This is a genomic window from Echinicola marina (assembly GCF_020463795.1).
GTDB lineage: Bacteria > Bacteroidota > Bacteroidia > Cytophagales > Cyclobacteriaceae > Echinicola > Echinicola marina.
On sequence record NZ_CP080025.1, the window covers coordinates 835,568 to 856,278 of the forward strand.

The 20,711-nt window shown below is 39.6% G+C and carries 14 protein-coding genes and 1 tRNA gene; 8 read left to right on the plus strand and 7 right to left on the minus strand.

Annotated elements, in window-relative coordinates:
* Positions 1-21: 21 nt before the first annotated feature.
* Positions 22-336 carry a DUF721 domain-containing protein gene (locus KZP23_RS03495; protein ID WP_226334743.1) on the plus strand — a complete coding sequence of 105 codons (315 nt, stop codon included), beginning with the start codon at positions 22-24 and terminating at the stop codon, positions 334-336.
* A 19-nt stretch (positions 337-355) separates the two neighbouring features.
* Here the strand turns inward: KZP23_RS03495 and KZP23_RS03500 are convergent, their stop codons facing one another.
* The gene (locus tag KZP23_RS03500) at positions 356-1,072 is read right to left on the minus strand and encodes a DUF4197 domain-containing protein (protein ID WP_226334744.1); all 717 of its coding nucleotides are present in this window, start codon (positions 1,070-1,072) and stop codon (positions 356-358) included.
* An 87-nt stretch (positions 1,073-1,159) separates the two neighbouring features.
* Between KZP23_RS03500 and KZP23_RS03505 the strand changes: the two genes are divergently transcribed.
* From KZP23_RS03505 to KZP23_RS03530, 6 genes are all read left to right on the plus strand, one after another.
* Positions 1,160-3,223 (plus strand): GAF domain-containing SpoIIE family protein phosphatase, encoded by a 2,064-nt coding sequence (locus KZP23_RS03505; protein ID WP_226334745.1) that lies wholly within the window; start codon positions 1,160-1,162, stop codon positions 3,221-3,223.
* A gap of 31 nt (positions 3,224-3,254) precedes the next feature.
* Positions 3,255-3,599, plus strand: a complete 345-nt coding sequence (locus tag KZP23_RS03510; RefSeq protein ID WP_226334746.1) for an STAS domain-containing protein — start codon at positions 3,255-3,257, stop codon at positions 3,597-3,599.
* Positions 3,589-4,005 carry an ATP-binding protein gene (locus KZP23_RS03515; RefSeq protein ID WP_226334747.1) on the plus strand — a complete coding sequence of 139 codons (417 nt, stop codon included), beginning with the start codon at positions 3,589-3,591 and terminating at the stop codon, positions 4,003-4,005. The genes KZP23_RS03510 and KZP23_RS03515 overlap by 11 nt, the downstream gene beginning before the upstream one ends.
* Before the next feature lie 92 nt (positions 4,006-4,097).
* Positions 4,098-6,116 (plus strand): peptidylprolyl isomerase, encoded by a 2,019-nt coding sequence (locus tag KZP23_RS03520; protein WP_226334748.1) that lies wholly within the window; start codon positions 4,098-4,100, stop codon positions 6,114-6,116.
* The gene (locus KZP23_RS03525) at positions 6,073-6,981 is read left to right on the plus strand and encodes a peptidylprolyl isomerase (RefSeq protein ID WP_226334749.1); all 909 of its coding nucleotides are present in this window, start codon (positions 6,073-6,075) and stop codon (positions 6,979-6,981) included. The genes KZP23_RS03520 and KZP23_RS03525 overlap by 44 nt, the downstream gene beginning before the upstream one ends.
* Positions 6,974-8,371, plus strand: a complete 1,398-nt coding sequence (locus KZP23_RS03530; RefSeq protein WP_226334750.1) for a peptidylprolyl isomerase — start codon at positions 6,974-6,976, stop codon at positions 8,369-8,371. The genes KZP23_RS03525 and KZP23_RS03530 overlap by 8 nt, the downstream gene beginning before the upstream one ends.
* An 84-nt stretch (positions 8,372-8,455) precedes the next feature.
* On the opposite strand, the gene KZP23_RS03535 is transcribed toward KZP23_RS03530, so the two are convergent.
* The 4 genes from KZP23_RS03535 to KZP23_RS03550 form a co-directional block, all read right to left on the minus strand.
* Positions 8,456-9,484, minus strand: coding sequence for a phenylalanine--tRNA ligase subunit alpha (locus KZP23_RS03535; RefSeq protein WP_226334751.1), 1,029 nt, complete (start codon positions 9,482-9,484; stop codon positions 8,456-8,458).
* Between the two features lie 98 nt (positions 9,485-9,582).
* The gene (locus tag KZP23_RS03540) at positions 9,583-13,896 is read right to left on the minus strand and encodes an AsmA family protein (RefSeq protein WP_226334752.1); all 4,314 of its coding nucleotides are present in this window, start codon (positions 13,894-13,896) and stop codon (positions 9,583-9,585) included.
* Between the two features lie 163 nt (positions 13,897-14,059).
* Positions 14,060-14,186 (minus strand) — tRNA-Asp (locus tag KZP23_RS03545).
* Positions 14,187-15,665: 1,479 nt separating this feature from the next.
* Positions 15,666-16,706 carry an RluA family pseudouridine synthase gene (locus tag KZP23_RS03550; protein WP_226334753.1) on the minus strand — a complete coding sequence of 347 codons (1,041 nt, stop codon included), beginning with the start codon at positions 16,704-16,706 and terminating at the stop codon, positions 15,666-15,668.
* A 67-nt stretch (positions 16,707-16,773) separates the two neighbouring features.
* Between KZP23_RS03550 and KZP23_RS03555 the strand changes: the two genes are divergently transcribed.
* A complete protein-coding gene (locus KZP23_RS03555; RefSeq protein WP_317198039.1) occupies positions 16,774-17,682 on the plus strand; it encodes a 1-aminocyclopropane-1-carboxylate deaminase/D-cysteine desulfhydrase in 909 nt (302 codons plus the stop codon).
* Between the two features lie 1,105 nt (positions 17,683-18,787).
* On the opposite strand, the gene KZP23_RS03560 is transcribed toward KZP23_RS03555, so the two are convergent.
* Both KZP23_RS03560 and KZP23_RS03565 read right to left on the minus strand, forming a co-directional pair.
* Positions 18,788-19,390, minus strand: a complete 603-nt coding sequence (locus tag KZP23_RS03560; protein WP_226334754.1) for a DUF2179 domain-containing protein — start codon at positions 19,388-19,390, stop codon at positions 18,788-18,790.
* Between the two features lie 29 nt (positions 19,391-19,419).
* Positions 19,420-20,592 carry a CynX/NimT family MFS transporter gene (locus KZP23_RS03565; RefSeq protein WP_226334755.1) on the minus strand — a complete coding sequence of 391 codons (1,173 nt, stop codon included), beginning with the start codon at positions 20,590-20,592 and terminating at the stop codon, positions 19,420-19,422.
* Positions 20,593-20,711 lie beyond the last annotated feature (119 nt).

Consider the following 20,711-nt stretch of genomic DNA (forward strand, 5'->3'; position numbering starts at 1 on the left):
ATACTTAGTACCTTTATGACCATGAAGAAGTATCAGGATTACAATCCACGCAAAAAAGAAATCACACCACTCAAAGAGGCCTTTGAAGAACTATTACAGGCCTATAGACTTAAAGACAGATTCAATGAAAAGAAAATTGCTGGATCTTGGGGAGAGCTTATGGGCAAATCCATTGCGAGCAGAACAACCAGTGTTTATGCCAAGGACAAAAAGCTTTTTGTCAAACTAAGTTCTGGCCCCATCAAAAAAGAATTGATGATGAACAAATCTAAGGTCCTTCAGATCATAGAAGACAAATTTGGCAAGGGAGCGATAGAGGACATTACTTTTTTGTGATATCCCCTACCTCTTTTATTTAATCCTGCACTGCAAACACCCGCTTCAACAACACGCTACTTCTCTCCAAAGGATCTTCCCTAATCGCTTTTTCTTCCTCAGCTACCAATTTAAAAAGCCCTTCAATTGCCATATTGGTAACATAACTGTTCAAGTCCGGATCCAATTTATTTTGTGTGGTCGGCACCCTATTATATGCGTTGACCAATTCACTGTAATGCTTTGTCGCGCCCACCTGATCCAATGATTCCTGGACATGAGGTTTGAAGAGCTGGGTCAGTTGATCAGAAGTGGCCCTTTTCAGATATTGCGTAGCAGCATCATCCCCTCCCTTGAGAATGTCCCAAGCATCCTGAATCGTCAATTGCTTAATGGCACTGATAAAAATAGGCTTTGCCTCTTTGGCTGCATTTTCTGCTCCACGGTTAATGGTCGTGATCACCTTATCTACCTCATTTCCCAAACCAAACCTCCTGAGTGTGGACTCTACTTTTTGGACATCTTCCGGCAAGGCGATGCGAATCAAATCATTGGCCAAGAAACCATCTGTAGATGAAGCACTTTCCACGCCTTCCGAAATGCCCTGCACCAAGGCTTCTTTCAGTCCAGCACTTACATCTGCTTCAGATAAAGTAGCCTCACTGGCACCTTGGATAAACTTATTTACCTCAGAAGCTGTACAGCTGATCAAGATAAAAGTGGACAAGACTCCAAAAATTTTACTAATAATTCTCATTTCTAAACTAAAGGTTATATGATATGCTTTATAAATGCATCTTGATAATTGAATGACATTATGTATTATTGTAATGTTTTTTGATCAATGTTTAAACTCCCCAATATAAATATCGGAAAGATCACTCTCCTCGTGACCATACTCACTTGGTTAGGGATGCTTTTTGTGGACCTTTTAAGGCTTTTCGGAACCATTAACCAAATGAATCTGGGCATTGCCCCTGAAATCACTTGGTCTTTGGAAATCATGTTTTTCATCTTGATATATATTTTCATCAGCCGGTCCTTGGCCCAAAATGAAAACAACAATTTCATTCAATTGATTTGGAGGGGGGCCTCCACCGGCTTAATGGCCTTGGGCACAGGTTTATTGATCCAACTTTTCTATTATTCCCTAAATAACACCAGGCTGTCAAGAGACCCTTTATTGGCCAATTTCTTCTATCATGTCAATTTTGGCATGACCACCATATTTCTGATTTCTTGTACTTTATTATGGAAACACCTCATTTTATACCAGAAAAACAAAAATGTGGTCCAACAGTGGCAAATATATGAAGTCATGCTCACAGTCAGCATGTTTTTCATTTATTTTAACCAAAACAGCTTTGACTTCACTTTTCTTTTTGGTTTGCTCTTCTTATTGATATTCAGTATCATCATTTCGGTAAACCTAAAATGGATCCCCTACCTAACTTTTAAGGACAAGTGGAAATCCATTTTGTTCTTTGCCATCATTATCATCAGCTGTCTTGGCTTATTTCTCCAAATGCTTTCTTATAGTGAGAAAGGATTTATTTTGGTCAACCTGACCGACAACCTTTTCTTGCTAGGACTGTTTGGATTTGTATTTATTTACGCGCTATTCAGCTTCTTGGTAACACTCTTTAACCTTCCTACATCTTCGGTTTTTGAACAAAAACTCACTGAGGCCATCAACTTCCAAAAGCTCAGCCAATCCATTCAACCTGGGCAAAGTGAAAGCCAGGTACTGGATATCTTGATGGACAGCTGTATGAGTGCAGCCTATGTGGATGCTGCTTGGTTGGAAGTAAAGGATGAAAACAATCATTTCCAAACGCTACACCAAAGGTTCATTACCAATAAAGACCGGAAGGATATCAAAGAAATGCTTGAAAAGAACAAGCCTTTTTCTGATTATCTAAAGGACAATCAACAGATCGATCTGGAACATATCCATGGCCCTTTGGACCATGAGATATTCAATTCAGTCCTTATCATCCCCATCCGTGCCAATAAGGAACTATTAGGCAATATTTTTCTGTTGAAAGAGGTCAAAAATGGCTTCAACAAAGAAATGTTGAATATCATTTCAACATTTGTCGGCCAGGCCAGCATTTCCGTGGAAAACCACAGATTGCTGAACGAAGCTATCAGGAACGAACGGTACAAAGAAGAACTTAAAATTGCCCAGAGGGTACAGCGCAGCCTTCTCCCATCTGAGCTTCACCATAATGAAAGTTTCAATATCGTGGGTTTTTCAGAGGCTGCTGACGAAGTCGGAGGAGATTATTACGAAACTTATCAGTTCAACCAGCATCGCTTTGCACTGATTATTGGAGATGTTTCAGGAAAGGGAACTTCCGCTGCCTTTAACATGGCCCAAATGAAAGGCATCTTTCATAGCCTAGCCCAACTAGACCTTAGTCCTAAAGAATTTCTGACACGCGCCAATAGTGCCCTGAGTAAATGCCTTGCCAAGAACCATTTTATCACCACTACCTACTATATATTGGACACTGACAAGCATGAAATCACCTTTTCCAGGGCTGGTCACTGTCCTACATTATATTATAAGTCTGAACAAGGAAAATCTACCTACCTAAAAGTAGAAGGCCTTGGACTGGGAATCGTAAGGAGTGAAAAATTTGGAAAATATCTGAAAGAAAAAACCATCAACTATCAAAAAGGTGATGTATTGGTCATGTATACCGATGGCATTATTGAGGCAAAAAACCAAGACGGGGAAGAATTTGGTTATGATAGATTAAGGCAAATACTGGACATTTCCCATAAAAAGACGCCCAATGAGATAAAAGAAAAAATCATCGATGAGGTGTATAGTTTCGTTGGAGCATCATGCCTAACTGACGACGATTACTCCTTATTGGTAGTTAAATTTGACAAGTAAACATTAGATAAATCTAAGCGTATAATCACATATGTTAGAAATCAACAAACAAACCGAAAAAGATCAGACAATCTTAATATTAAGGGGGCAGGTCGATGCGAGTAACTCGGTTGAGCTTGATGAAGCAATTGGTGAATTACTAAATAAGAACCATAAAAAGATCTTAGTAGATGGAAGCAGACTAGAATACATTTCGTCAGCCGGACTTGGTGTTTTCATGTCCTATTTGGAGGATTTTGAAGAACAAGGAGTCCAATTTCTAATTTATGGTCTTTCCGAGAAAGTGATCAATGTATTCCATATTCTTGGCTTGGACCAGCTCATTACCATTAAGGCAAACAAAGAAGAGGCATTGCAGACTATCCATGAAGCATGAGCTAACCCTATACTGCGAAAAGAACAAATTAGCCGAGCTGAGGACTTTTCTTGATAAGGAGCTTAGCACTTCCGGTTTAACTGATGTGGTCAAAAACGAATTGATTTTGGCAGTGGAAGAGGTCTGTGCCAATCGCATCATCCATTCCCATGGCTGCAACCCCTCCAATCATCTCCGTATCAAAGTAAAGAAACTTCATCAACGTATAATTTTTGAAATCATTGACTCAGGAGAGGCTTTTGACATGTTGACCTATGAAGAACCCCGCCTAAAAGATGTCATAAAGGACAAAAGAAAAGGTGGACTTGGCATCAAATTGGTAAAGACGATCATGGATACCATAGAAATTGAAAGCAAAAACTCCCATAATATCTGCCGCCTGATCAAACAATTGAATTCCAAATAATTGTTAATTATTGCTACTTATCAAGGAGGAAACCACACATTCTTCATTAAAATTTGTAACATTGCACTATTGTTTTTGGCATGCAAACGACGATGAAATATACATATCTGTGCCTTTTCGCATTGGGCACTATCATAGCTTGTACTCCTTCTGGCCAATTGAGTCAAAATACTCCGAGCAGTGAAGAAAGCCCATACTTACTTAAAGTAGGTAATGAGCCGATTCAGTCTGCCGAATTTTTATACATGCTATCAAAAAACCGCGACTTCGAATCACCGGAGGACAAACTTAGTCCGGAAGAATTTGAGGAAAACCTGGAATTATTCATTAATTATAAATTAAAGGTCAAAGAAGCTGAAGCTTTGGGCCTGCATGAATCAGAAGAATTCAAGAGAGAGTTCAATGCTTTCAAAGAAGACCTAAAAAAACCATACCTACTTGAAAACAGCCTTCAGGAGGGAGAGCTTAGAAAAGCTTATGCCCGAATGCAAGAAGTAGTACATGCCAAACATATCCTTTTGAGGTTTCCCCGCAATGCCAGCAAAGAAGATTCTATAGCCGTGTTCCGTATGGCCCAAAAGATCAAAGAAAAAGCAGAAACCGGAGAAAATTTTGAAGAGCTGGCGATAGCGTATTCCCAAGATCCATCCGTAAGCACTAATAAAGGAGACTTGGGCTATTTCACTTCATTACAAATGGTCTATGCCTTTGAGGACGCCGTATATAACCTGCAAGAAGGCACCATATCAGATCCTGTACTGACCAATTTCGGCTATCATATCATCAAACTGGTAGACAGAAAGCCCAACCCCGGCCAAATAAAGGTCGCCCATATCTTAGTGAGAACTGATGCTGAGGACCCACTGTCTGCGGACAGATCTAGAAGAAAAATTGCAGATATCTATACCGAACTCCAAAAAGAAGGGAGTACTTGGGCAGAAGTCTGCCAAGCTTATTCCGAGGACAAGGATACTAAAAATAAGGAAGGAGAGCTACCTTGGTTCGGTATTGGTTCATTTATAAAGGATTTTGAGCAAGCTGCATTTTCCTTAAATGAAATCGGAGAAATCTCCAGACCGATCAGCACGGCCTATGGCTATCATATCATAAAGCTGATCGATACCAAGCCCATTCCTTCCTATGAGGAGATGGAAGAAAGCTTAAAATCAAAAATCCTTAGAGACAGCAGATCAACACTGATCAAATCCCAAGCCCAAGCCATACAAAAATCCAAATACCATTACCAAGAAAACACAGAGAACATCAGTAAAACCAAGACCTTATTAAGTGATCAGGTTTATGAGATCAATACCATCAAAAGTTTACTTGAAGACAAAGGAATGATGGACAGCACATTGTTTATCATACAATCTGAACCTAGAAAAGTCAGTGACCTGATCAGCTTCATGGAAAGCAGTGGTGAAGTGGTCAATATTAAGCCCAGAAACTTCTTTCAACCTTGGTTAAACAAGTATATAGAAACTTCCCTAACATCTACTGAAGAAGATGACCTGATAGCCAATAATGAAGAATACAGGTTACTGATCAAAGAATATAGGGATGGCATTCTGCTCTTTGACCTGATGAACCAAATGGTATGGCAAAAAGCATTGCTTGATACTATTGGTCAAGAAGCTTATTTTAAAAAACATCAGGAAGAATATAGATGGGCCAAACGCGCTGATGCATTGATACTAAGGCTCAACCAAAGTGAATTGATCAGTCCTGCCGAAAAGTTGCTAAAAAGCAAACCTTATAGTGAGGACTTGAATGAATACATTACAGCCAGATTCATAGATGCATCTCCTATATCCTATAAGCTACAGCAAGGAACTTTCGAATATGAGCATCACCCCGTACTGAAGGATGTAAACATTCAGGACAAAAACCTACAAAAGCTGAAATATGAAGGCAAAACACACTTGGTAATCATAGGAAAAACCTACCCTGAAATGCCCAAAACCTTCAATGAAACCAAAGGAAAGGTCATACAGGACTATCAAGAATCACTGAACACTGATTTAATTAGTTTATTAAGAAATAACTATATCATCCAGATAAATGAGGATGAGAAAAAGAAAATTGCAAATATCGTCGTTGCACATAATTAACCGCTTTGTCATTTCCCTATTCTGTTTGCTTTTAGGCAGCTGCGATCTGTTTAAGATAAAAAACACAGAAGAGGAAGAAAAAGATAATCCGGTGGTGGCCGCTGTGGACAATAACTTTCTTCGGAAAGCGGACTTGGCCTTTATCACCAAGGAGACCTCCACTAAGGAAGACAGTAGCAGTCTCGCTACCAGATACGTACAATCGTGGGTAAAAAAACAGCTCATGATCAAAGAAGCTGGCAAGAACATTACCTTGAGCCAAGCAGAACTTGACAAAAAATTATTGGATTATCGGTACGCCCTGATCGTTTACGAATACGAGAAACAATATATAGAAGAACACCTGAGCAAAGAGGTTACTGATGAGGAGATCCAGCAGTATTATGATGAAAACCAAGACAATTTTATCTTAAAAGAAATCATCGTCAGGACCAATTTCATCAAAATGGAAAAGAACCTCTCCCAGAATTCAAAAGTGGAAAAGCTCCTTAAACAGAATAAGCCTGAAGACAAAGAAACCTTAAGGGAATTGGCCATAAAATCTGCCAGCAACTATTTCTTGGAAGATTCCACATGGATTAAATTTGAAGACATCATCCTCAACACACCTTTGAGCAACCACAATAATAAAGTTCAATTGCTCAACAGGTCAAATAATTTGATCAAAGTAGAAGATGAGGAATTTAACTACTATTTTAACATTCTGGAATATAAACTTCAGGATCAAATCCCCCCTGTTGAATTTGTAAAAGATGAAATTTCCAGGATTATTGTCAATAAAAGGAAAGTAAACCTTGCGGAAACATTACAAAACAACGTTTATAAACGAGCACAAGAAAACAATGAGTTTAAGATATATGAGTAAGTTTACAAAAATGCTGGCTGCAGGCCTAATGACAGTGATTTCATTTCACTTACAAGCCCAAGATGCGGACAGTACCAAAGCCAAGCCTTCCGGGCAGATCTTGGACAAAATCATCGCTAAAGTCGACAATAATATTATTCTTGAATCTGATCTTCAAAAAGCCTATCTCGAGGCTGTCTCCCAATCGCAGGAGGGCTTTGAAGCACCTTCCAGATGTGATATTTTTGAGTCATTACTGATCAACAAATTGATGGTGGCCAAGGCAGCTATTGACTCCATTATTGTAACGGATGCCGAAGTAATTTTGGAGACAGATCAAAGGTTCAACATGGTGATGCAGCAATTTGGTGGAGACGAAGAAACACTTGTTAAAGCCTACGGAAAGACATCTGAGCAGCTAAAGTCTGAAATTCACGATATGATTAAAGAGCAAAAGATCATTGGAAAAATGAGGGCAAATATTGTGCAGGACCTACAGGTTTCACCTGCCGAGGTGAGAAAGTTCTATAACCAGATCCCAAGTGATTCCCTACCATTTTTCTCCGCTGAGGTATCAGTGGGACAAATCGTCAAAAAACCTGAGCCAGGAAGAAAAGAAAAGGACAAAGTCATTCAGCAGCTAAAAGATATCAAACAAAAAATCATGGATGGTGAAGTAGACTTTGCCAGTATGGCTAGGAAGTACTCCGAAGACCCCGGATCGAAAGTCCAAGGAGGCGATTTAGGCTTCTTCGGAAGGGGGGAATTGGCTCCAGAATATGAGGCGATGGCACTGAGTCTTAGACAAGGCGAGATTGGGGAGCCAGTGGAATCACAGTTCGGTTTTCACCTGATTCAATTGCTAGAAAAAAGAAGTGATTCTTTTAATACCCGTCATATACTCATCAAGCCCAAACCTTCAGAAAAGGACATTGAAGCAGCAGAAAGGGAATTGGATAGTTTGAGAAATCTCATCCAACTAGACACGATGAGCTTTGCTAAAGCAGCCAAGGAATTCTCTGACGACAGAAGCACCTCAGATAATGGCGGTTTCTTCTCAGACCCTAGCACAGGAGCCAACAGACTTACGCTAAGAACACTTGAAGACCCCATCCTCTATTTTACCATTGACACCATGAAAGTTGGCACCTTGAGCGAGCCATTACGCTATGAAGAACAAAACCAAAGAACCGGCGATGCGGAAAAAGCCGTAAGACTCCTTTATTTTAAAGAAAAATACCCCGCCCACAGGGCCAATTTAGAGGATGATTATGAAAAGCTAAAAGCGGCCACCAAAAAACAGAAAGAAGCCGAGGCTCTGGAAAAATGGTTCAAAATTGCCAAAGAAGAAGTCTTTATAGACATTGATCCAGCCTATGACCGCTGCAATGCCCTTAAAGAAGAAGACTAACCAACTAATGCTGGTCAATAAAAAAGGGAAGTTGATATGGTCAACTTCCCTTTTTTATTGCTTTCAAAATGAACAAAAGACTTCCTATAACAAGGGTTTAAACTGTTTTAAGAACCTGATATCATTTTCTGTAAACAACCTTAGATCTTTGATCTGGTACTTCAACATCGCGATCCTCTCAATGCCCATCCCAAAGGCAAAGCCGGTATATTTTTCCGAATCAATTCCACAATTCTCCAAGACATTGGGGTCGACCATTCCCGAGCCACCGATTTCTACCCAGCCCGTACCTTTACATACATTACAGCCATCCCCTCCACACAGTAAACAAGAGATGTCAATTTCTGCGCTTGGCTCGGTAAACGGAAAATAAGAAGGCCTAAACCTTACTTTGGTTTCTTTGCCAAACATTTCCTTGGCGAAGTGATAAAGTGTTTGTTTCAGGTCAGCAAAACCTACATTTTCATCCACATATAAACCTTCCACCTGATGAAAGATACAGTGTGCCCTAGCGGAAATGGCTTCATTCCTAAAAACCCTACCCGGGGACAAAGTCCTGATAGGTGGTTTTTCATTTTCCATCACCCTCACCTGCACAGATGAAGTATGCGTTCTCAAAGCAATATCCGGATTCTTTTCGATAAAGAAGGTATCCTGCATCTCCCTGGCTGGGTGGTTTTCAGGAAAATTAAGGGCAGTAAAATTGTGCCAGTCATCCTCAATCTCTGGACCCTCAGAAAGGTTAAAACCAATCCTTTCAAATATCTCTATGATGCGTTGCTTGGTGGATGTCAAGGGATGAATCCCGCCCACAGGGATATTGGTAGCAGGCAAAGTAAGATCAATATCCGAGGCTTTGGATGAACCACTATTTGAATTCACTTTATCGATAAGCTCCTTAAACTTATCTTCTGCAGCTACTTTCACCCCATTGACCAGTTGCCCATAAGCTTTCTTTTCCTCATTGGGAATGTCCTTCATTGCGGCAAAAAGCTCACCAACCACACTCTTTTTACTGATATAACGCATTCTGTATGCCTCCAGCTCCTCTGGATTTTTAGCATCTGCTTGCGCAATTTCTATTTTTAATGCTTCGATTTTATCCTGATGCATAAATACTTTCTGTTTTAGGAATGCAAATCTAAAATATTATCAATTAATGTGCACATAAATATCCGATTGCTTTTGTCTGAATGGGGTAAGTATCCAAATTACTCCTCTTCATCTTCTTTTTTTGCTGCCCCCAAGCCCATACTGCCCTTTAATCCTGAAAGGCTCAGCTTCCACCAATAATTGAAAATAAAGCGGCTGACATCCCTTTCCAAATAAATAGGTGCCTGCACCATATTGTTAAAAAACTTTCTAGGATTATTGCCCCTGAGCGCAAATGCATTGAGCACAAAGTTCAGCATGCCCGTTCTTCCCCTGGCTTTTTTCAAAGTCCGCTCATTGAGCAACATTACCTTTAGCTGATTATACCTGAAATTCATGGTTCCAAATGCCTCATGTTTATTGGCTTGGAAAGTCCAATCAGAAGGTCTTACTACACCTTCAAGCACCCTTACAAAAGCATTGGGAGCCAAAATAGAATTGATGGTATTTAGCTGAAACTCACCCAAATTCACCGCTACATCCATCCGATATGGATCATCGAAATGCAATTTTGCATTCATATTGACAGCTCCCACACCATTTATCAATGCAAAAGCTTTCAATTCACTTAAGGATACTGGATAAGGATCTTCTAGGGCCCTATTTAAATAAAAGGGACTGATGGTCACCGTTAAAGAATCAAAGGCAATACTTCCAGGCACCATTCCTTTTTCAGGAAATTCCTTATAAACAACTTTGCCATTCAACACCTTAATGGTATCCAACTCCATCTTTATGCCGGATGATTTCATCAGTTCTTGCGGCATCGGTCGTACGAGCGTGGAATCAAAAGGCATTCTCTTATCCCTAAAGACATTGATCACAGGTCTATTGATCGTCATACTTACTGCACTGATATCCTTGGATTCAAGGATCCCTTTTACATCAACACTGTCAAAAACCACTTCTGGCAATTTGGCATGGATCACATCTGTCTGGTACTTTACCTTATCCAAATACTCGTAATCTCCATAGCGAGGCTTCAGCTCCACATCCTTCAATACCATCCGCTCATTTGAAAGCAGTACCAGTCCCACTTCCAAGACATTCAAAGAATCCGGGAGTTTCAGGATATAATTTGGCAATTCAATCAAAAAGTCTTTGTTCAACACCATATTTTTATCAAACCCCTTGCTATTACTAAGATCAAAGGAAAGATCGCTCAGGACCATATTGATACCGGAATAATTCTGCACCTTCCCGGTCGTATCCTTTTCCCTGATGCTTAACACACCTCCATTAAGCCTAAAATCATCAATCTCCAACTGTTTGATCACATCCTGGATGGCTTTTTCTGCTTTTTTGTTTTCTTTGTCCCGAGTTGATTTTTTGTCCAAGTACAAATGGATATCAGGCTGGTCCAATTCCAGGTCGTCAATATCAAGCCGTCCCGTTTCCTGAAAACTCGTCAGTGAGGATGTTTTTATTCTTACCCTCGGAATATAAGCATCCACTATAGGCCCCTTAAAACCGCCATTCAGTTCCAAGGGATTTACCCTAAAATCCTGAAAGGTAATCTCATCACTTTTAGTATCCAATCCCACACTGCTGAAATTAATGGTATGCACACTATCCTTCAGGGTCAAGGAAAAATCATCAATTTCCATGGACATATTCTCAAAGAAACTCACAATATCTCCCTCCTGTAATTTAGCAGAATCCAGCAGCAATCCATGAAAAGACAGGTTTACCCCGGTATTGATCAGCTCCCTTTCCCCTCCTTCACTGCTGTAGAAAGCATTGAAATGGGCATTAGAAGCTTCCACGGTATCTATGCTTATTAAATCAATCTTTTTGGGCAACTTCCTGCTCTTCACGCCTGGATCTCTCGTCTTAGCACTGTCCAGTTCCGCCTGTTTATCAATAAATAAATTGACTTGGGCATCAGCCATTTTCACTTTGGACAGGGACAAGGAATTTTCAAAGAGAAAGGCCTCCATGTCCACCCCCTTAAAGCTTAGACTGGGGATATTTGCGCTAAGTGCCAGCTTCATACCCAAATTTCGGTTTGGGCTCAGCCTGACATTGGCCGTTACCAATTCATCCTTTGAAGAATTATAGCTAATTCTGTCAGCACTCATGCTGTATTTGCCATTGGCCACATTAAAAACATAATTATTTAAGCTTATATCCAGTTCCTCTGCAAACAATGATCCGGCCATCCTAGGCGACACATCCTTATCCAAATGGAAATTCTTGATATGGATAAATACATCGTTCTCAGCGAAGGTCTTAATCCGGTCCCTTACATAATTATCATAAGCAATGGATCCGTTGATCAAGCTGACTGAGTCCACAATGATATGAGAGAAATAACTAGTAGCTAAATCATAAATATCATAAATCCTCTCTTTCTCATTTTCTTCCTGTCTTGCCAAAAAGCGGCTCAGCTTGATATTGGGATTGTTAACCTCGATTTGCTCCACCTCTAATTTCTCATCAAAATAGGCCTTTCTTATATCCACTCCATGAAGGTAAATATCTGGAATAGCGAGGTCCAACACAGACTTTTTGTTGACCCTTCTGAGGTTTTCTTGGACATTTTCTGGATGCAATGGTTCAAAGCCAAGTCCCTTTACATGCAAACTTTGGGCTTTGGTATCAATGAAAATCTTATCCGCTTTGAAGAGGTGAATATCATCCGTGAGTTTCATGGCGTAATCATCCAATTCCAATTGCAAAGCCTCCGCCATAAAAAACCTGGTCGTACTGTCCTTTTCTGTGCTTTCATCCACGGCAAAGTTTTCCATCACAAAACTGACCTTTCTAAAAGAAATGCTGTCCTTGTTGATATCCATTTTATTATCCAGGACCATTTCTCCATCCTGTAGCTCCAGTTTCTGAATATAGATGGCCCTGAGGTAATCCTTACTCAGCTCCTTAATGGTATTTGCTTGGAATTTATCTTCTTTCTTTTGGATATTGACAAACTTCACAAAAGGCTGGCTGATCAAAAGTTGTTCTATATCCAAAACACTTTCATTGTACACCTTTTTTAAATTGGCTTCCTCCAAGCTGAAATGAGGGATGTCCACCTCAAATAAAGTAACATCTTTTCCCGCATCCCGGAAAGGCTCCACTTTCGCCCCCTCAACATCCACCCTATCCTCAAAAGAAGAAATTCTAACCTTATCACCGGTAATCCAGTGAACACCATCTGCCAACACTACCTTAACACTGGACAATTCCAAGGCTGCATCATCTGCATAAAAAAACTTTTCGTGATCGGTCTCCTCTTCCTGCCCTATATAGACGTTCTTCATCTGAAAATCTATTCTATCAGCCTCAATTCGGTTCTTATATTCATCGTTCACACCCCTTTGGAGATACACACCGTCCTTGATGGTCAAATCATCAATACTGATAGAAGCCAAAATATCCTTGATCAGAGGATACAAACTATAATCTTGTAGGACCTTATCAGACTGCGGAGAAAGCTCAGAGTACATTAAAAAACTGGGGTTTCTCAAGGTCATTTTTCCCACCTTAACATCTGTAGTATAAAATACCTGATTGATATCGGCATCGGTCAACTCCAGGTTATCCAGTACCATACTGTAATAGACCTCCCTTTCCTTGCTCAGGTCAGGACTTAGGATGACGCTTTTGGCTTGGATATAATTATCTAGCGAAGAGACCTGTATTTCACTAGCCTGGAGGTTATGAACACTATCTGCCAGCAACATCTCAAAATTCTCCAGGGTAAAATTGAAGCCAGCCGCATTAAAAGGTGTAGGCTTTGATCTTGGGGTAAGCATTAATATATCCTTAATGTGGATATTGGTATTCTCAGCTTTGATCGACTTTTGACTCACAAAATTTTCAATCAGCAAATCCGCCTTTTCCACATATAGGTGCTCAATAATGATTTCCGTTAACCTTACATTTTCAACAGAGCGCTTGATTTCAACCAGTAATTGTTCCAATCTTGACTCTGTAGAAAGCTCATCAATAAACTCCAAATCTTGCTTGGATTGGACGGATGGTGCTACAAAATGGATTTCTCCAATACCCAATACCTTCTTGGAAAAATCATAACCTATGGACTTCACCGCAATTTCTGGGGCCTGGATCTTATAAATAGGTTTTTTGCCCATTGAATCCATTGCCACATCGGTAGGGGAAAGTACAAAGCCTGAAAAGTAAAAACCTCTTTCAAATATCGAGAGATGAAAGCGGTCAAAACTGATCTCATAAAGTCCCCCTGAGACTTCTTCCACCTTATGCTGAACATAATTTCTTAGCAGGAGGTCTGATCCAAAATACACCACCACATGAAGCATGCTTAGTACAAAAAGCGTAATGGAAAAAATGCGAATAATTCGCTTATGAGACCGTTTCAGCTTTTTCTTATCTTTTTTCTTTTCTGCCATATACTACCGTATAGATAGCAAATTATAATTAATTCATCTCAAAAAGAAGCCGCAAATGATAAAATTACCCATCTGATAAAAACAAAAAAGAGAAGGCTTCTATGCATGATGGTCTCCCATTCTCCTTGTCATAAAAGCATTCTCTTTTAATTAATTTAACACTTGGCTGTAGGAGAAGGACTCGAACCTCCACGGAGAAGTTAGGCAACACAAGAGCTCTATGTGTGCTTTATCCCAGAATCTCCACCCCCGAGACAGGAGGGCTTGTCTGCCAATTTCAACACCCTACAGTATAAAAGCCGCGTTTGACTTATTTGATGCCTCAAAGGTAATAAAGTCCTTTAAATTTTAAAATATAAACAATTTATTATATCAATATTTACACATTTACCACTAATCACCGACTCAAATTAACATTTACTTAATCAAACATGTGTTTTAAACTAAAATTTTATCATTTTAATAACGAAGCAGGTTTTATAGCTATAATTTGCAAATTTGCCAAACCAAAAAGCCAGCTTAAACCAACACAAATATTTTTATTTGGAAAGAGCCATATGAAAAACAAAAAACTTATGACATAAAAAAAACTATGAAATAGCATTCCATAGCTTTAGTCAATTAACAATAAACCCAAAATAACCTGCTGTAGGAGAAGGACTCGAACCTCCACGGAGTAGTTAGGCAAAATACGAGCTCGCTATTTGCTTTATCCCAGCTTCTCCACCCCCGAGACAGGAGGGCTTGTCTGCCAATTTCAACACCCTACAGTATAGATGAAAAGACCTTTTATCTCTTCCTTATGATACAAAGGTAACACACCGTACAATAAAATACAAATACTACAACAAAAATTATTTATTATTGCATATTTTTCAACAAAACCACTCGATAACTAACTATTCATTAATTAATATTACAGGTAAGCTTGCGAGATTAAGAATAAACCAATAGTAGTCGATCATGCATCCAATACAAGTTAATCGAGCTATCAAAATTTCAGGATGTAATTATGGTAAAAACTGATAACCAAGCCATGTCTATTCACTTCAGCAGAAAACCAAGGACCAAGCCGAAAAGCCGGGGAAAAACAGTCTATTTTGGCTTTGATATGCGCTATTTATTAACCATAAATGGACAAAGATGAACACGAATATTTATTTATAATACATCTGTGTTCATCCTTTTACGCAATTGACTGTCTCGGCGGGTCTGTGACTTAAACTAGGCTTAATCTAATAAGGGAAAACAAAATTTAAGTGTGAAATTATTCACCCCCAGAAATATTACTTGTCCCCCAACTTTTAGGACTGATCCAAAACCAAACCTTTCATTACCATACTACAACAAAAAAAGCTATGAAATAGAATCTCATAGCTTTAGTCAATTAACAATAAACCCAAAATAACCTGTTGTAAGAAAAGGATTCGAACCTTTCAAGTACTTATGTACCTCCTTTCGTGATTTTTTCACCTTACAATTTATAATATGTAGAGAAGCTTTTCCTCTCCTTTAATATTCTACAAAGATACGCTAAGATTTCTTAAACCTAAAATTTTATAAAAGTTTTAACATATTTTTACATTTTTTTCAACAAACAAGGCTAAGCATTATCATTCAAGCCTTTACAAGCCTTAATTTAAGCTGTTTGTTGAAAACTCAATAATCAATTTTGAGTTTCCAATATCCAATTTTTCAATCTACTCTTAGAAAACTAACGTATAATCAACAATAAAGTTTAAGTATTACAGATTTTTCAAATAAACCTCTTAAATATCAAATTTCACATAATTCTCCCATCTCTCCACCACCACTTGCATGTCCTTTGGCAAATCGGTAGAAAACTGCATTAACTCCCTACTGATAGGATGAACAAAGCCCAAAGATTTTGCATGTAAAGCTTGTCTTGGCAACTCCTTAAAACAATTCTGGATAAAGGTCTTGTACTTAGAGAACTGGGTTCCCTTCCTGATCTTATCCCCTCCGTACATCTGATCATTGAACAAAGGGTTCCCCATAAATTTCATATGCGCTCGTATCTGGTGTGTACGGCCAGTTTCCAAATTACATTGCAGCAAAGAAACGTACCGAAGACGTTTTAAGACCTTCCAATGTGTAATGGCATGCTTACCCGATTCTCCCTCGGGATAAGTACTCATGACCTTGCGATCCTTCGTACTCCTTCCAACATGCGCATTGATGGTTCCTTCCTCAGCTTCGGGCTCACCCCATACCAAAGCAATATAAGTCCGCTCAATGCTGTGGTCAAAAAACTGTTTGGCCAGATCCGTCATCACTTTTTCTGATTTGGCGATCACAAGAAGTCCGCTGGTATCTTTGTCTATCCTATGTACCAAGCCAGGACGTCCTGTATTACCTGGCAACTCCGGCAGTTGGTTAAAATAGTAAACCAAGCCATTCACCAAGGTCCCCGTCCAATTACCGTGAGCAGGGTGAACCACCATTCCTGCCGGTTTATTCACTACCAAGAGATGATCATCTTCATAGACGATGTCCAAGTCAATCTTTTCTGGTATGACCTCCGTTTCCTTCGACTCAGCAGCCAAACTCAAAGTGATGACATCTCCAGGTTTTATCTTATAATTGGATTTACAGGTTTTGTCATTCACCTTGACAAAACCATCATCTATAGATTGTTGTACCTTGTTTCGGGTAGCATTTGCCACCTTATCGGTTAAAAATTTATCAATACGTATGGCTGTTTGCCCTTTATCCACTTCTATCCTCAAGTGTTCAAAAAGACCTGCCTCATCATTTTCAAAAATTTCGTCTTCCAATTCTTCTCTCATAATGCAAAAATACAGGACTAATCATAAAGTTTTTGATAATTTTGAATGAAATAAAAAATACCCGCCCTTGATAAGTCCTTATCCATACCCTCATCAAAAGATCATTAGCCCAGAAAGCCACTCCCAAAATCTGGAAATTATTGTAAAAAGACTGGACCTGATCCATCCCCTGATAAGTGGAAACAAATTCTTTAAACTTAAATACAACTTAATAGAGGCAGTCCACAGAGGGCATGACACCCTGCTAACTTTTGGAGGAGCTTATTCCAACCACATACAGGCAAGTGCCGCAGCTGCCAAAGCTGCCCAGCTAAAAGCCATAGGAATCATCAGGGGAGAAAAACAAAAAATACTCAACCCTACTTTGGCAACCGCGGAAGAAAACGGTATGCTGCTCTCCTATATGGACAGGGAAAGCTACCGTAAAAAAGACCTTAAAGAGACTATCGAAGCCCTTCATCAGCAGTTTGGCAAATTCTTCCTTATTCCAGAAGGCGGCACCAATGAACTGGCCATAAAAGGCTGCAAGGAAATCATCAATGAAAAAGACCGACAAATGGACTTTATCTGCGCTAGCATAGGCACTGGGGGAACTATTACTGGTTTATTGGGAGCAGCTTCTGAAAGACAAAAAGTCCTGGGCTTCTCCTCTCTAAAAGGCCACTTTATTCTCAATGAAATCGACCACCTTTTGGCAAAGTATGGGGTTCAGCCAAAATGTGCTTATGAAATATTTACCGAATACCATTTTGGTGGTTATGCCAAACATAAACCTGAGCTCCTTAACTTTATTAAAGCCTTCAACAACCAATATCAAATCCCTCTTGATCCCATTTACACTGGAAAACTATTCTATGGGGTATTTGACTTGATTCAAAAAGGCTATTTCCCTTCTGGCAGTAAGATCATGCTTATCCATTCTGGCGGGCTACAAGGTATAGAAGGATTCAACCAACGGCACAACGAATCTCTTTAGGCACGCCAAGACCGCCCTGCACAAGCAGGCCAAGCAAAGTACTTGCACCCACACCTATCTGACGCTCTCTGTATACGGCCTAGGCATGCGCTCTATTACGCCCAGAATAGGCTGTTTCAAAAATACCCACCACAAATCCATGGTTAAATTTCATTCTAAGTTTAGAACATTAATGACCTGATATTTGAAATTTAATGGGCCATCTATATTTCCTGAGGACTGATAAATTAACCATCGGTTTTATCTAGCCTTGCTAAAAAAAACAAAAGACTATTCCACATATCCACTTTGGCACCAGTATATTTTACGCTTCAAAACACGCTCTCAAAGACAGCATTGATCCCCCAGAAATAATTGATTGAACTAGCCCATCACCAGCAAGAACTAGAAAATCCCCGACACTGGCTGGGCAGGCTTTGGGAAATCAGATAACTGAAGTAAAAATGATCCTATATTAATGAATTTAACATTTTTAACGTCCTTGCTTTAACCCATGTTTAACCCCTAGTTAAGCCGTGTTTACCCCGTGTTTTAGCCGTGTTTCTTTTATCAGAAACTTAGGCTTGTCCCAGGGATATCTTAGAGACATCTTGGACTTGCCCCCACCTTAAACTCTAGAGGTATATGGGGACATACCTTTAAATATCCTTACTATAAGAAGCTTAAGAACCCTGCTTTCTTTCATCTCGATAAGCCAACATTTCCTCTACTATTGTGTAAAGGAGCTGAGTGGCTAATTTGATTTTTAGAATGCATAGGGGATAGGATAGTTCAGATATGATTTTCTTTCTTGTACCAGATTTCTACAAACTCTTAGGCCTCTATCCTCACATGGTCAAATTGCAGCATTGGGCTTTAATAGATGCATTACTATTTGACGACCAGAACAAAAGCGGATATACATAAAACTATAAAGAAGCCGTAACAAAACAATCTGTTATTGTCTCCCTAACTTGGGAACTTGAGCTCACTTGACCTATGCTTGTGGGAGTCGATAAACCGAATCAAAAAATTACCAAAACCCAAATAACGGCCAACGACTAATCAAAGACAAAACACTATTTGACAGTCTTTTGGTGAAACGCTATAATGTGATCACCTACTATTATTTTCTTTCCCTATTAAAAAGTCTAGTGGTAAACCTCGGACGATCTTCCATTACATTAAAATCATCTTCACTGATCTTCTTAACACTCTCTATGGTATAAAATGCCTTATCATTGCATCGCTTCACCTTATCCACAAATTCCTTTAGGGCATCCCTTTTCATGACCGTAAAAAGTAAATTCACTTTGCCATACCTCCCTTCAGCTCCGACACTTGTAAACCGATAATCTTTTTCCTTCATAAATTCTATCAACTCCGGCATGGGCTCTTTGGTAATCACCCTAACCAACACCCTTCCTAAGGCCAATTTCTCTTCCACCACCATCCCCATATAGGTGCCGGCAGCAAAGCCTCCCGCATAAGCGATATAAGACAGGGGATTGTCAATATTTTGGAATATCTGCCCAATGGCCAGCAACCAGATCAAGGCCTCAAAAAACCCCAAAATGGGCGCTATATTCTTCTTGCCATTTAGCACAAACATAATTCGGAGGGTATTAATGGTAACATCCCCCACCCTAGCGAAGAATATCAAAATCGGCATGATGACATAGGTAAATAAATTGTCATCAAAGCCCAATGTATTAAAGAAATCCTGCATGGTAAAACCTTTTTATTATGCCTATAGTCTTATACTTTCACATCCCTACCTATCCTACTCCCCAAATAAGCCAGAACAACTGAACATACCAATAATATGCCAATAAACATGTTCCAGTTCTGAAACAAATCTAATAAAAGACCTACTAGAAGTGGTCCTAAAGCAGCTAAAAAATATCCCACAGACTGGGCCATACCGGAAAGCTTGCCCGTAGTTTCTCCCTCCGTCCTCAAACCAATCAAAGTATAAATCAAACTAATGCTGGCCCCCAAACAAAGTCCAACAATCGTCAAACCAATATAAAGCAAGGCCAAACTTTTGGCAAAGAAAAAGCTGTAGCCCAAGAAAAATACCAAGCCTATCAAAACCGATATCCCTATTTGCGATTTGTATTTCACAGCTATTAAAGGCGCCAAAAATGAACCTATCAATCCAATCACCTGCATCAAACTCAGCACAAACCCTGCTTTACCTACAGAAAAACCTTTACTGATCAACAAATCAGGAAGCCATGCCACCAGGGTAAAAAACATTAATGACTGCAAGCCCATATAAATACTGACTTCCCAGGCCAACCTGGACTTCCAGACATTATTTCCAAATGAGGCACTTTCATCAGGAGCTTGGACCTTATGTTTCTTTACCTGAGGAATCCAAACCATAATGGCCAATACAATCAGCAGCAACCAAACCAATAAGGCTCCTCTCCATCCCAAATCCATCCCAATCGCAAATGGAACACTAAGACCTGATCCTATCGCTGCAAAAAGCGACATTCCTGTGGTATATACACTCGTCATAATCCCCATTTTACCGGGCAACTTCAGCTTGATCAAGGGAATCAATAGAACATTACATAGTATTATCCCCACTCCCGTTAAAGCAGTCCCAAAATACAGTATAAAAACCCCACTCTGCACCCTAATAAAAATCCCCAAAGCCAGTATCACCAGTGCATACAGAATCGCCCTTATATTGCCCAAATAAGCCCCAATCCTACTGGCAAACAAGGAAAATACTGCAAATATCAATAAGGGAAGTGTGGTCAAAAATCCAGACCAACCATTGGACAAGCCTAAATCCTCCCTGATCATAGGTATCAACGGCCCAATAGAAGTCAAAGAAGGTCTTAGACAAAATGACACCAATACTATTCCCAACACCAAAAACCATTTGGCCATTTTGTCTTCTTGACTATTCATATGTATAGGTTGGTAGTTTCCTGCTTATGCATTTCCTCTACAATATCTGCTATCTAAAATTAAAAAGAACAACATCTATTTAATGCATACAGCCCATCTCAAACTTTTCTTGGCAGCCC

What these genes read in the sequence shown, in the direction of transcription:
- KZP23_RS03495 (WP_226334743.1), top strand. Translation starts at nt 22, where the DNA reads ATGAAGAAGTATCAGGATTACAATCCACGCAAAAAAGAAATCACACCA.
- KZP23_RS03500 (WP_226334744.1), bottom strand. Translation starts at nt 1,072, where the DNA reads ATGAGAATTATTAGTAAAATTTTTGGAGTCTTGTCCACTTTTATCTTG.
- KZP23_RS03505 (WP_226334745.1), top strand. Translation starts at nt 1,160, where the DNA reads ATGTTTAAACTCCCCAATATAAATATCGGAAAGATCACTCTCCTCGTG.
- KZP23_RS03510 (WP_226334746.1), top strand. Translation starts at nt 3,255, where the DNA reads ATGTTAGAAATCAACAAACAAACCGAAAAAGATCAGACAATCTTAATA.
- KZP23_RS03515 (WP_226334747.1), top strand. Translation starts at nt 3,589, where the DNA reads ATGAAGCATGAGCTAACCCTATACTGCGAAAAGAACAAATTAGCCGAG.
- KZP23_RS03520 (WP_226334748.1), top strand. Translation starts at nt 4,098, where the DNA reads ATGAAATATACATATCTGTGCCTTTTCGCATTGGGCACTATCATAGCT.
- KZP23_RS03525 (WP_226334749.1), top strand. Translation starts at nt 6,073, where the DNA reads ATGAGAAAAAGAAAATTGCAAATATCGTCGTTGCACATAATTAACCGC.
- KZP23_RS03530 (WP_226334750.1), top strand. Translation starts at nt 6,974, where the DNA reads ATGAGTAAGTTTACAAAAATGCTGGCTGCAGGCCTAATGACAGTGATT.
- KZP23_RS03535 (WP_226334751.1), bottom strand. Translation starts at nt 9,484, where the DNA reads ATGCATCAGGATAAAATCGAAGCATTAAAAATAGAAATTGCGCAAGCA.
- KZP23_RS03540 (WP_226334752.1), bottom strand. Translation starts at nt 13,896, where the DNA reads ATGGCAGAAAAGAAAAAAGATAAGAAAAAGCTGAAACGGTCTCATAAG.
- KZP23_RS03550 (WP_226334753.1), bottom strand. Translation starts at nt 16,706, where the DNA reads ATGAGAGAAGAATTGGAAGACGAAATTTTTGAAAATGATGAGGCAGGT.
- KZP23_RS03560 (WP_226334754.1), bottom strand. Translation starts at nt 19,390, where the DNA reads ATGCAGGATTTCTTTAATACATTGGGCTTTGATGACAATTTATTTACC.
- KZP23_RS03565 (WP_226334755.1), bottom strand. Translation starts at nt 20,592, where the DNA reads ATGAATAGTCAAGAAGACAAAATGGCCAAATGGTTTTTGGTGTTGGGA.